This window comes from Belnapia moabensis DSM 16746 (assembly GCF_000745835.1).
GTDB classification, from domain to species: Bacteria; Pseudomonadota; Alphaproteobacteria; order Acetobacterales; family Acetobacteraceae; genus Belnapia; species Belnapia moabensis.
On the sequence record NZ_JQKB01000014.1, the window covers coordinates 1 to 11,440 of the forward strand.

Below are 11,440 nucleotides of genomic sequence, written 5' to 3' on the forward strand. Positions count from 1 at the left end.
ACGGTCAATCAGCCCAGCCGGACCCTCGGCATTGAACCGAACAACCCAGTCCCGGACGATCTGCACCGTCACCCCGCCGATCCGGGCGGCCTCCGTGCGCAATGCGCCATCGTAAATGGCTGCCAAGGCCAACAGGCGACGTGCCTGGGCCGCATCCTTGGTCCGTCGAGCCGCACTACGGAGCCCAGCCGCGTTAAAGTCAGCTCGAAGTGGGATGGGCATGGCAAAGCTCCCCTGTTCGCCACGTTGAATCAGAGCGCCGTCCTCCTGGGAATCCCCAGCAAGTCACGCTCTCCGAGACTTGGTATTACTCCCGCTCGTAGATCAGCCTTGCCCGCACCGTGCCGGGCAGGGCGCGGAGCTCGGCGAGGATTGCCTCCGCCTCGTCCCGCGCCTCGACGCTTTCGACCACGACGTAGCCGAGTTCCGCCTGGGTCTGGTAGTACTGCGCCGCGATGTTGAGGCCACGTCGGCCGAAGGCCTCGTTGATGCGGGAGAGCATACCGGGTGCATCGCGGTGGACATGGATCCAGCGCGCACCACTCGCCCGGGCGGGCAGCTGCACCTGGGGGAAATTCACCGCCCCCATGGTGGCGCCCGTGTCGCTGAAATCGATCAGCGTCCGCGCCACTTCCTGGCCGATGCGGGACTGCGCCTCCTGCGTGCTGCCGCCGATATGCGGCGTCAGGATGACGTTGTGCAGGCCCTGCACTGGGCTCTTGAAGGGCTCGCCGTTGCGAGCCGGCTCCACCGGGAAGACATCGGCGGCGAAGCCGAGCAGGTGGCGGTCGCGCAGGGCTTGGGCGACGGCTTCGAGATCGACCAGCGAGCCGCGGGCATTGTTGATGAGGATCGAGCCGGTCTTCATCCGGGCAATCTGCGCCGGGCCGATCATGCCGACGGTGTCCGGCGTTTCCGGCACATGCAGCGTGACGATATCGGCTTCGGCCAGCAGGTCGCCGAGGCTGGCGCAGGGCCGGGCATTGCCATGCGGCAGCTTGGTAGTGTGGTCGAAATAGATCACCCGCATGCCGAAGGCCTCGGCGAGGACCGAAAGCTGGCTACCAATATTGCCATAACCGACGATGCCGAGGGTGCGGCCGCGCACCTCGTAACTGCCCTCGGCCGACTTGTCCCAGCCGCCCTGATGGGCGGAGCGGGAGCGGTCCGGAATGCCGCGGAGCAGCATCACCACCTCGCCCATCACCAGCTCGGCGACGGAGCGGGTGTTGGAGAAGGGGGCGTTGAAGACGGGGATGGCGCGAAGGCGGGCGGTTTCCAGGTCGACCTGGTTGGTGCCGATGCAGAAGCAGCCGACGGCGATCAGGCGGTCTGCCGCCTCCAGCGCCGCGGCCGTCAGCTGGGTCCGTGAACGGATGCCGAGCAGGTGGACGCCGTGCAGCGCCTTGGCGAGGTCGGCGCCCTCCAGCGCCTTCGGCATGCGGGTGACGTTCTCGTAGCCGGCGGCGGCCAGCAGCTCCACGGCGCTATCGGAGATACCCTCCAGCAGCAGGACCCGGATGCGGTCCTTGGGGAGCGAGATGCGGTCGGACATGAGGGCTCCGGGGCGGAAAACGGGGGCGCTTCTTGCGCCCTTACGGGCCGGTCGCCAAGCCCGGGGTTCGGGGACGCAGGTCCCGGGTCCTGTAGCGGGCGACCGACTGGCCGGAGGGAACCTTCTGGAAGACCAGGAAGTAGCTGTGGTTCTTCCGCGCATGGACCTGCCGCAGCAGTCGCGCCACCCCCGGCCGGTTCGGTCGGACCAGGACAAAAAGGTCGCGGGCGTAAAAGCCCAGCTCGGCCAAGCCGGTCACGATCTGCACATGGGTCAGCTCCTGCCGGTTGGCGCTGACCTCGTCCTGGCATTTGACGATGAAGATGCCGTGGTCGCGCAGCACCCGCCGCGCCTCCGCCGCCGCGGCGAGGTAGAGGTCGAGCACGGCCTGGTGCCAGCGCCCGCCGCCCGGCGCTTCGCCCTCGCCCCCGGCGGCGTAGTAGGTCCTGAGACCGGCATGGCTGCCGAGGCCGCCCCGGGTGTTGGATTTCGGGCGGAGCAGGCCCTCCATATAGGGTGGGTCGAGCACCAGGGCATCGAGGCTGCCATCGGCATGAGGTAGGGCGCGGCAATCCGTCCCGGTGGCGAGATCGGAAGGCAGCACCCGGTAGAGCCCCTCCGGCACCTGCTGCCAGAAGACGCCTTGGCCATAGGTGACATCGGCGATGAGCGCGCCGGGAGGGACATGCAGGGCCAGGATTTGCGGGAACAGCGCCGCATTCCCGCCGGCATGGGCGGAGAGCACCACATCCGCCGTTGCGCTGCCGCCCTGCACCCGGCGGGCGCGGGGCGGGGCCTCAGTCGTGTCAGTCATGCGGGGAGGCAGCGCGGAGGGCGCGGATCTCGGCCTCCAGCAGGCCGGGGTCGGGGGTGATGTGCCACTCGGCCCGCATGGCAACGGCATGGGCGAGGCGCCGCTTGTAGTCGGCGCGAGGAATCTCGTGGGCGCCGAACTGGGCCAGGTGCTCGGTCAGGAATTGGCTGTCGAGCACGGCGAAGCCACCGAGGCGCAGCCGCGCCACCAGATGCACCAGCGCGACCTTCGAGGCATCCCGGGCCCGGCTGAACATGCTCTCGCCGAAGAAGGCGGCGCCGAGGACGACGCCGTAGAGGCCGCCGACCAATCGCCCCTCCTGCCAGACCTCGATGGAATGGGCGTGACCCTGCCTGTGGAGCGCGAGGAAGAGATGCTCGATCTCCGGGTTGATCCAGGTGTCCTCCCGCCCCGGCGCGGCCGCGGCGCAGCCGGCGATGGCGGCGGCGAAGTCGCGGTCGGCGGTGACCTCATAAGGGCCGGAGAGGACGGTCCGCATCAGCCGTTTCGGCAGGTGGAAGCCCTCGTCCAGCGGGATGATCCCGCGCCGCTCCGGATCGAGCCAGTAGAGCCGGTCGCCGCCGCGGCTCTCCGCCATGGGAAAAAGGCCGGCGCGATAGGCCCGGAGCATGAGCTCCGGCGTGATGTCGATATGGCGGCGGCTCATGCGGACACCGCCGGACGGGGCGACATGGCATCGCGCCCCAGGCCGTCATGGCCGATTCGAGGGGGGAAGCGCTCCTTCGCCTCGGCGATGCTGTGGCGCGACATGGGGGCAGCATAGCCAGCCGCCCCGCTCCTCGCCACCGGTTCCCTTTCAGCCCTGCGCGAGCCGCCGGGCGACGAAGCGCTCCAGCCAGTGGATGGTGTAGTCCCCGGCCTGGAATTCCGGGTCCTCCATGATGGCGAGATGCAGAGGCAGGGTGGTCCGGATGCCGTCCACCACCATCTCGGCCAGCGACCGCCGGAGCCGGGCGATGGCCTCCGCCCGCGTCGCGCCATGGACGACCAGCTTGGCGATCAGGCTGTCGTAATGCGGCGGCACCGCGTAACCGGAGTAGAGGGCGCTGTCGACGCGCACCCCGAGGCCTCCCGGCGCGTGATAGGTGTGGACCCGGCCGGGGGAGGGGGTGAAGGTATCCGGATCTTCCGCAGTGATCCGGCACTCGATGGCATGACCGTGGAAGCGGATTTCGGACTGGCCGTAGCCCAGCGCCTCGCCGGCGGCGACGCGGAGCTGCTCCTTCACCAAGTCGATGCCGCAAACCATCTCCGTCACCGGATGCTCGACCTGAAGCCGGGTGTTCATCTCGATGAAGGCGAACTGCCCATCCTGCCAAAGAAATTCCAGCGTTCCGGCATTGCGGTATCCGAGCTCGCGGAGCGCCCGCGTCACCTGGGCGCCCAGTGCATCGCGCTCTGCGGCGTTCAGTACGGGCGAGCCGGCCTCCTCCACCAGCTTCTGGTGGCGGCGCTGCAGCGAGCAGTCGCGCTCGCCGAAATGCACGACATTGCCGTGTGTATCAGCCAGGACCTGCAGCTCGATATGGCGCGGGCGGTCGAGATACTTCTCGAGATAGACCTCGTCATTGCCGAAGGCCGCCTTGGCCTCGGTGCGGGCGACGCGCCAGGCCTCCTCCAGCTCATCCTCCGAGCGGGCGACCTTCATGCCGCGCCCGCCGCCGCCGGCGGCCGCCTTGATGAGGACGGGGTACTTCACCTCGGCGGCCACCTGCCGCGCCTCCTCGATGGAGGCCAGCGCCCCGAGGCTGCCGGGGACGAGCGGCACGCCGAGCCGGCGCATCGCATCCTTCGCCTGGATCTTGTCGCCCATCATGCGGATATGAGCGGGGGAGGGGCCGATGAAGGCGAGGCCGTGCGCCTCCACCATCTCGGCAAAGGAGGCGTTCTCCGAAAGGAAGCCGTAGCCGGGATGCACCGCGTCCGCGCCGGTGATGGCGGCGGCCGAGAGGATGGCGGCGACGTTCAGGTAGCTGTCGCGCGCGGCCGGTGGGCCGATGCAGACGCTCTCGTCGGCGAGGCGCACATGCATGGCGGAGGCATCGGCCGTCGAATGCACGGCGACGGTGCGGATGCCCATCTCCTGGCAGGCGCGATGGACCCGCAGCGCGATCTCGCCGCGGTTGGCGATGAGGACCTTGCCAAACATGGTTATTCGACGATCAGCAGCGGCTCGCCATATTCGACCGGCGTGCCGGACTCGACGAGGATTCGGGTCACGGTGCCGGCACGGGGCGCGCGGATCTGGTTGAAGGTCTTCATCGCCTCGATCAGCAGCAGAGTCTGGCCCTGGGCAACCTTGGCGCCAACGGTGACGAAGGGCGCCTGGCCCGGCTCCGGCGAGAGATAAGCGACGCCGACCATGGGCGAGGCGACGAGGCCCGGGTGCTTGGCATCCGGCACCTCAGCCTCGGCGGCGATGGTCGCCACCACGGCCGGTGTGGCGGCGGGCAGCGGCGCGGCCTGCGGCATCATACCGGCGGGCCAGGCCATCGGCGCCGCAGCCTGCGGCGGGGCAGGGGGCTTGCGGGCCACGCGGATGCGGCTGTCCTTCTCGACCAGCTCGATCTCGGTCAGGTCGGTGTCCCGCAGGATTTGCGCCAGGGCGCGAATCGCCTCCGGGTCGAATTGGATGCCGTTGCTCATGCCTGTTCCTAAGCCTCGTCGTCCGGATCGTCGGTGCCGACCAGCCCGGCCATCGCCTCGAGCGCCAGGGCATAGCCCTGCACGCCGAGCCCGGCGATAACCCCTGTGGCGGCCTTGGAGACGAAGCTGTGCTGCCGGAATTCCTCCCGGCGGTGGATGTTGGTGATGTGGACCTCGATCACCGGCAGGTCGACCGCCAGCAGCGCGTCCATCAACCCGATCGAGGTGGTAGTATAGCCCGCCGGGTTGATGACGATGCCTGCCGCCCGGCCGCGGCATTCCTGGACCCAGGTGATGAGCTCGCCCTCGCCATTGGTCTGGCGGAAGTCGATGGCGAGGCCGAGCCCCTCCGCCACCTCGGCGCAAAGTGCCTCGACGTCGTCGAGAGTCGCGGTGCCGTACTTCTCCGGCTCCCGCATGCCGAGCAGGTTGAGGTTCGGGCCATTCAGGACGACGACCAACGGGGGCGACATGGCATATATCCGGCGGAGATCGAAGCGGTTGCGCTAGCACGGAGGGGTTTCGAGGGGCAAGCGGATGGGCTGGGGCGGGCGCCTTGTCCTCGGCCCCGGGCTTCGCCACATTCCCTGCCATGGGCGCAGAGATCCAGATCACCGTGAATGGCGAGCCCCGGCAGGAGCCGGCGCCCGTCACCCTGGCCGAGCTGCTGGAGCGGATCGGGCTCGACACGCGCAAGGTCGCGGTCGAGCGGAATCTCGAAATCGTCCCCCGCTCCACCTATGCCGCGACGCAGCTCGCCGCCGGCGACCGGCTGGAGATCGTGCATTTCATCGGCGGAGGCTGAACATGGACGGATTGCCACAGCCGGCTCTCGACGAGAGCTGGGAGGTCGCCGGGCTGCGCTTCCGCTCGCGCCTGATCGTCGGCACCGGGCGCTACAAGGATCTGGAAGAGACGGGGCGGGCCATCGAGGCCTCGGGCGCCGAGATCGTCACCGTCGCCGTGCGCCGGGTCAATCTCGGCGACCCGAAGGCGCCGATGCTGCAGGATTACGTCGACCCACGGCGCTACACCTACCTGCCGAACACCGCCGGCTGCTTCACCGCCGAGGACGCCGTCCGCACGCTCCGCCTCGCGCGCGAGGCAGGCGGGTGGAACCTCGTCAAGCTCGAGGTGCTGGGGCCGCCGCCCTTCCTCTACCCGGACATGCAGGCGACCTTCGAGGCGCTGGAGGCGCTGCTGAAGGACGGTTTCCAGGTCATGGTCTATTGTTCTGACGACCCGATCGCCGCCAAGCGGCTCGAGGATATGGGCGCCGTCGCGGTCATGCCGCTCGGGGCGCCGATCGGCAGCGGCCTCGGCATCCAGAATCCAGTCATGATTCGTGCCATCATCGAGAATGCGAAGGTGCCGGTGCTGGTTGATGCCGGGGTCGGCACCGCCTCCGACGCCACCTTCGCCATGGAGCTCGGCTGCGATGCGGTGCTGATGAACAGCGCCATCGCCCATGCCAAGGACCCGGTGCGGATGGCCCGCGCGATGAAGGCGGCGGTGGAGGCGGGGCGACAGGCCTTCCTCGCCGGGCGGATGCCGCGGCAATACGCGGCCGACCCATCAAGCCCCCTCGCCAAGGGACTTATCGGGCGGAATTAGCGCCGGGGCGGCGACCCCGGCGAACCATTGCCGATTCGTTGGCGGCAATTTTCCCGGCTCATTCCCCCTTCGGCAGGGCGATCAGCGGCCAGTCGACAAGGCTTTCGGCGGAGTTTCCGGCGCCTGGCTGGGGCGGCGGGAAAAAAATCTAAGCCGGCCTGCATTTTCCGCTTTTCACCCCTGAGGGTGGGGCCTATATGCCGGTTCAGACGCAGTACGCACGTGCCTCTGGCCCCAGGCCCACGGAACCCGGCGCCCCTCCACAACGGCGCAGACTAAGGACGGTCACCGCGGCGCAAGGTTTACGCAACGACGTCAAGCGTTCTGGCAACCCCGTGGGGCGCAATCCCTGCGGTCCGTTTGGTCGCTGGTTCGTTCGACCGTTTCGTCAATCTGGGGCCGCCGCCCGATACGGGGTGGTCCTACCGTTTGTAGGGATGAGTTGCGATGACCCCCAAGGTCTCCCGCTTCCTGCGCGATCACGCGCCGGCCACGCCTTGCCTCGTCCTCGATGTCGATCGGGTTGAAGAAAACTACCGGCGCTTGATGGCCGCCCTGCCGCTCGCCCGCATCTATTATGCCGTGAAGGCCAATCCGGCTGCGCCGGTGCTGGAGCGTCTCGTCGGCCTCGGCTCCTGCTTTGATGCCGCGAGTTGGGAGGAGATCGAGGCCTGCCTCGCCGCCGGCTCGCGCCCCGAAGGGATCAGCTTCGGCAACACGGTGAAGAAGGAGAGCGCGATCCGCGCCGCCTATGCCGCCGGCGTCCGCATGTTCGCTTTCGACAGCGAGGCGGAGCTGCGCAAGCTCGCCCGCTCCGCACCCGGCGCCCGCGTCTATTGCCGCATCCTGGTCGGCAATGTCGGCGCCGAATGGCCGCTGTCGAAGAAGTTCGGCTGCGAGCTGGAGATGGCGCGAGAGCTGATGATCCTGGCCGGCGAACTCGGCCTCGACCCCTTCGGCCTCTCCTTCCACGTTGGCAGCCAGCAGACCCGGACCGACGCCTATGAGGCGGCGATCGCCAAGGTCGCCATGCTTTTCACCGACCTCCGCGACGCAGGCGTGAAGGTGCGGATGGTCAACCTGGGCGGCGGCTATCCGGTGCGTTACCGCTCCGAGGTGCCCGAGATCGATGATTTCGGCGCCGCTATCATGGGCGCGATGACCGAGCATTTCGGCAATGCCCTTCCGGAGATCGTCATCGAGCCTGGCCGCTTCATGGTCGGCGATGCCGGCGTGGTCAGCGCTGAGGTGGTGCTGGTCTCGCGCAAGGCGAAGGACGATCCCGTGCGCTGGGTCTATCTCGATATCGGCCGTTTCGGCGGGCTCGCTGAGACCGAGGGCGAGGCGATCAAATACGCCTTCCGCACGCCGCATGATGGCGAGGTTGACGGCCCCGTCACCATCGCCGGCCCGACCTGCGACAGCACGGACACGCTCTACGAGAAGGCCAACTATCGCCTGCCGCTGGCGCTCGACTGCGGCGACCGTGTGGAGCTGCTGGCCACGGGCGCCTACGTGACCACCTATGCCAGCCAGGCCTTCAACGGCTTCCGGCCGCTCGCCGAGCATTACGTCTGATTCTTTCCGTTTCCAAGGCGGCATCGGGCGCATAGTCTTGCGTCATGGATGAAATCGACCGGAACATCACCGTCGCGCTGCAGCTCGATGGCAGCGCGGGGCTGGCGGAGCTGGCGAAGGTGGCGGGGCTTTCCGTCTCGGCCACCGCAGAACGGGTCAAGCGGCTGGAGGAGCGCGGCGTCATCCGCGGCTGGCGGGCCGATCTCGACCCGGTCGCCGCCGGCTGCCCGCTGCTGGTGCATATCCTCGTCACCGTGGCACCCGGGCGGGACGAGGCCGCCTTCCGCAAGGCCATGCGGCGGCAGGAGGCGGTGCTGGAATGCCACGCCATCACCGGCGACTGGACCTATCTGCTGAAGGTGCGGCTGGCGGATCTGCCGGCGCTCGACGCTTTCCTCAATGACGAGTTGCGCGCCCAGTCGGGCGTGCAGCGGGTGGAGACGCTGCTCGCCATCGCCACGGTGAAGGAGACTTCCATCCTGCCGGTGGCGCCGGCGACGGAAGAATAAGCCACGTCACAAGGCCGGCTCGAAGCCGGTCTCGGCCGAACGCACCGCGAGGTCGAGGCTCTGCGCGAAATTGTCGCGCCTGGCGAGGTTGCTCGCGGCCAGTCGGCGAAGCTCCGCCTGCGGCCCGGCTGCTTCGGCGACAGGGGCGCGGCGCTGTTGCAGCACGGTGAAGGCGCCGAGCTGGCCATAGCCCGAAGCCCGCAGCCCCCCATCGACCAAGCCGAAGCCGCCAGTTGATGGACGGAGGGACACCTCGGCCCCTGCCGGCACCCGTCCGATCTCGGGCGCCGTGAGATCCGGCCGCAGCCTCAGGGCGACGGGGGCGGAGGCGATGGCGCGGACCGGCGCCTCCCGCGCGGCGCGCTCGGCCAGAAGGGTGGCGGCCGTACCGGGCGCGGCGCGCTCGATTGCGGCCTCGAGGCGGGCACTGCGCTCGGTCATGCGCTGGCGAAGTTGCCGCGCGCGCACGAGATCGGCGCGCAGCCGCCCCGATGCGGTAGCGAGCCGCAGCTCGGCCTCCGCCCTGGGGATGAGGTTGCCGGCGGCATCGGCGCGGATCACCCGCACCTCCGTCCAGCGGCAGTAGAGCAGGGCATCGAAGGCGATCTGAAGGCGTTCGATCGCCGCATTCTCCCGCGCCAGCTCGCGGGCCAGTTCCTCGGCGCCCGGCGGTCCCTGGCGCCGCGGCGGCTCGCCGAAGAGATCGCTGGCCGAGACGAAAACGACCACCTGCGGCCCGCAGGAATCGGCCGGGTCGGCCGCCGCCGCCAAACTGGACGGCGGTTGCTGGCGCGGCGCGCAGCCCGAGGCCAACGCCAGGACGAGGCCGAGCGTGCGGAGCCGCATCACGCTCAGCGCGCCGCCCGTACGGCCATGGCCGTGGTGCGCTCATCCATCCGCGCGTCGTAGGTGAGGCCCTTGCGGAGCGCCCAGCTGTTGACGAGCTGGAAGAGCGGGATGATGGCGACGTCGTCCATCGCCATCTTCACCGCCTCGCGCAGCAGCTGCTCTCGCTGCCGATCGTCGATGGTGGCGGCGGCCCGGGCGGTCAGCGCATCGAGCTCCGGGTTGGAGTAACGGCCGCTGTTGCTCGCCCCGGTGCGCCGCTCGCGGTCGTAAGTGCCGAGGATGTTGACCAGCGCATAGCTGGCCTCGCCGGTCACGCTACCCCAGCCGCTGAGGCGGATTGCATATTCCTGCCGGTTGGAACGCTGCGAGAAGCTGGCCCAGGGTACGCCCTCGACCTCGGTGCGGATGCCGATGCGGGTGAACATCTGCGCCACCGCCTGCGCCGTCTTGGCGTCGTTCGGGTAGCGGTCGTTCGGGCTATGCAGGGTCATGCGGAAGCCCTGCGGGAAGCCGGCTTCGGCGAGCAGGCGCTTTGCGCCGTCCGGGTCGAAGGCGGGCGGCCGGACCTCCGGATTGTAGCCGAATGTGCCCTCCGGCAGCCATTGTCCGGTCGGCTGGGCGGTGCCCTCCATCACCCGCTCGGCAAGGGCTTGGCGGTTGATCGAGAGGGAGAGGGCGTGGCGCACCCGCACGTCGTTGAAGGGATTGTTGGGTAGCGGCTTGCCGTCATTGTCGCTGGTGAAGGGCACGTCGCGATGCCGCGAATGGTCCGTCAGCAGGTAGATGAGGCGAAGGCCCTGGATTTCGGAAACCGTCACCTTCGGGTCCCGCCGCATCCGGGTGAGGTCGGTCGAGGGCACTTGGTCGATCATGTCCACATCGCCGGCGAGCAGTGCCGCGGTGCGGGCGCCGTCATTGCCGATGAAGCGGTAATTCACCCGCGCCCAGGGCTCCGGCCCGCGGAAATAGGCCTCGTTGCGGGCGAGTTCGGTGCGGTCACCGGAGCGGTAGGCGACCATCCGGTAGGGGCCAGTGCCGATGGCCGCCTTGCCGCTGTTGAAATCCTCCGTGCTCGCCCCTTCGGCCGCATGGCGGGCGATGACGGCGACGGAAGCGAGCTCCGTAGGCAGCAGCGGATGCGGCCGCGCGGTGTGGAAGCGCACCGTCAGCGGGTCCACCACCTCGACCCTCTCGATGGCGCGGACGAAGCCGCCGAAGCCGCCCGGGCTGCCCGGGACGTTCGGCGTGCGCTGGATGGTGAAGGCGACGTCCTCGGCGGTGAAGTCGCGCCCGTCGTGCCACTTGACGCTCGGGCGGAGCTTGAACTCCCACACCGTCTCACCGATCACCCGCCAGCTTTCCGCCAGGCCCGGATAGGGCTGCGCCCGCGCATCTCGCTCCACCAGCCGGTCGAAGATGTGCATCGCCAGGCTGTTGTTCGGCGAGGCGTTGTAGAAATGCGGGTCGACCGAGGTGACGGCCCCGCCGATGCCGATATTCAAGGTGCCATCGGCACTCTGTGCGATGGCGGGGGCGGCGATGAACAGGGCGGCTGCGAGGCCAAGGCCCGTGGCGGTGCGGTATCGCATGCATGTCTCCAGGATGGCACGGAGAGTACCGGCCGCTGCGCCTTCCGCCAACCGCCCGGCATCGGGCTTGCCTGCGAGCAGGGACGGGGCCGGGTGCGGCCTGGGCACCGCCCGGCCCAGGTGCCCGTCGCCGCGGCATTCAGTGCGAGCGCTGCTGCATGCCTGGGCGAGTTGCCTGTCATTCATGGCGAGGGCCGGGCTGCGACCCCCGGGCGGAAGCTGGCGAGAGGATGACCGGAATGCTAGCTTTTGCTCCGCTGGGGCT

The 11,440-nt window shown here is 69.1% G+C and carries 13 protein-coding genes; 4 read left to right on the plus strand and 9 right to left on the minus strand.

Translation table 11 applies throughout. The annotated features are described in order from the left end of the window. From EP26_RS34780 to aroQ, 7 genes are all read right to left on the minus strand, one after another. On the minus strand, positions 1 to 222 hold a 222-nt coding region (locus tag EP26_RS34780), incomplete at its 3' end, for a helix-turn-helix domain-containing protein (protein WP_043338741.1). An 85-nt stretch (positions 223 to 307) separates the two neighbouring features. Next, on the minus strand, positions 308 to 1,555 hold the full coding sequence (gene serA, locus EP26_RS11255; protein ID WP_043338633.1) for a phosphoglycerate dehydrogenase: 1,248 nt from the start codon (positions 1,553 to 1,555) through the stop codon (positions 308 to 310). Between the two features lie 40 nt (positions 1,556 to 1,595). Then, the gene (locus tag EP26_RS11260) at positions 1,596 to 2,369 is read right to left on the minus strand and encodes a TRM11 family methyltransferase (protein WP_052389057.1); all 774 of its coding nucleotides are present in this window, start codon (positions 2,367 to 2,369) and stop codon (positions 1,596 to 1,598) included. After that, a complete protein-coding gene (aat, locus tag EP26_RS11265) occupies positions 2,362 to 3,036 on the minus strand; it encodes a leucyl/phenylalanyl-tRNA--protein transferase (protein WP_043338634.1) in 675 nt (224 codons plus the stop codon). Before aat ends, EP26_RS11260 begins: the two co-directional genes overlap by 8 nt. Before the next feature lie 150 nt (positions 3,037 to 3,186). After that, positions 3,187 to 4,539 carry an acetyl-CoA carboxylase biotin carboxylase subunit gene (gene accC / locus EP26_RS11270; RefSeq protein WP_043338635.1) on the minus strand — a complete coding sequence of 451 codons (1,353 nt, stop codon included), beginning with the start codon at positions 4,537 to 4,539 and terminating at the stop codon, positions 3,187 to 3,189. A 2-nt stretch (positions 4,540 to 4,541) separates the two neighbouring features. Continuing rightward, positions 4,542 to 5,036 carry an acetyl-CoA carboxylase biotin carboxyl carrier protein gene (gene accB / locus EP26_RS11275; protein WP_043338637.1) on the minus strand — a complete coding sequence of 165 codons (495 nt, stop codon included), beginning with the start codon at positions 5,034 to 5,036 and terminating at the stop codon, positions 4,542 to 4,544. An 8-nt stretch (positions 5,037 to 5,044) separates the two neighbouring features. After that, the gene (gene aroQ, locus EP26_RS11280; protein WP_043338638.1) at positions 5,045 to 5,509 is read right to left on the minus strand and encodes a type II 3-dehydroquinate dehydratase; all 465 of its coding nucleotides are present in this window, start codon (positions 5,507 to 5,509) and stop codon (positions 5,045 to 5,047) included. Between the two features lie 83 nt (positions 5,510 to 5,592). Here aroQ and thiS point away from each other — a divergent pair, with 83 nt between their 5' ends. From thiS to EP26_RS11300, 4 genes are all read left to right on the plus strand, one after another. After that, positions 5,593 to 5,841, plus strand: a complete 249-nt coding sequence (thiS, locus tag EP26_RS39020) for a sulfur carrier protein ThiS (RefSeq protein WP_245624370.1) — start codon at positions 5,593 to 5,595, stop codon at positions 5,839 to 5,841. A gap of 2 nt (positions 5,842 to 5,843) precedes the next feature. Then, positions 5,844 to 6,650 carry a thiazole synthase gene (locus EP26_RS11290; RefSeq protein ID WP_043338639.1) on the plus strand — a complete coding sequence of 269 codons (807 nt, stop codon included), beginning with the start codon at positions 5,844 to 5,846 and terminating at the stop codon, positions 6,648 to 6,650. A gap of 447 nt (positions 6,651 to 7,097) precedes the next feature. Further along, a complete protein-coding gene (locus EP26_RS11295; protein WP_043338640.1) occupies positions 7,098 to 8,228 on the plus strand; it encodes a type III PLP-dependent enzyme in 1,131 nt (376 codons plus the stop codon). Between the two features lie 44 nt (positions 8,229 to 8,272). Then, positions 8,273 to 8,737, plus strand: coding sequence for an Lrp/AsnC family transcriptional regulator (locus EP26_RS11300; RefSeq protein WP_043338641.1), 465 nt, complete (start codon positions 8,273 to 8,275; stop codon positions 8,735 to 8,737). A 6-nt stretch (positions 8,738 to 8,743) separates the two neighbouring features. On the opposite strand, the gene EP26_RS11305 is transcribed toward EP26_RS11300, so the two are convergent. Further along, positions 8,744 to 9,583, minus strand: a complete 840-nt coding sequence (locus EP26_RS11305; RefSeq protein WP_043338642.1) for a serine/threonine-protein kinase — start codon at positions 9,581 to 9,583, stop codon at positions 8,744 to 8,746. A 5-nt stretch (positions 9,584 to 9,588) separates the two neighbouring features. Beyond that, positions 9,589 to 11,175, minus strand: coding sequence for an ABC transporter substrate-binding protein (locus tag EP26_RS11310; protein WP_043338643.1), 1,587 nt, complete (start codon positions 11,173 to 11,175; stop codon positions 9,589 to 9,591). Between the last annotated feature and the right edge of the window lie 265 nt (positions 11,176 to 11,440).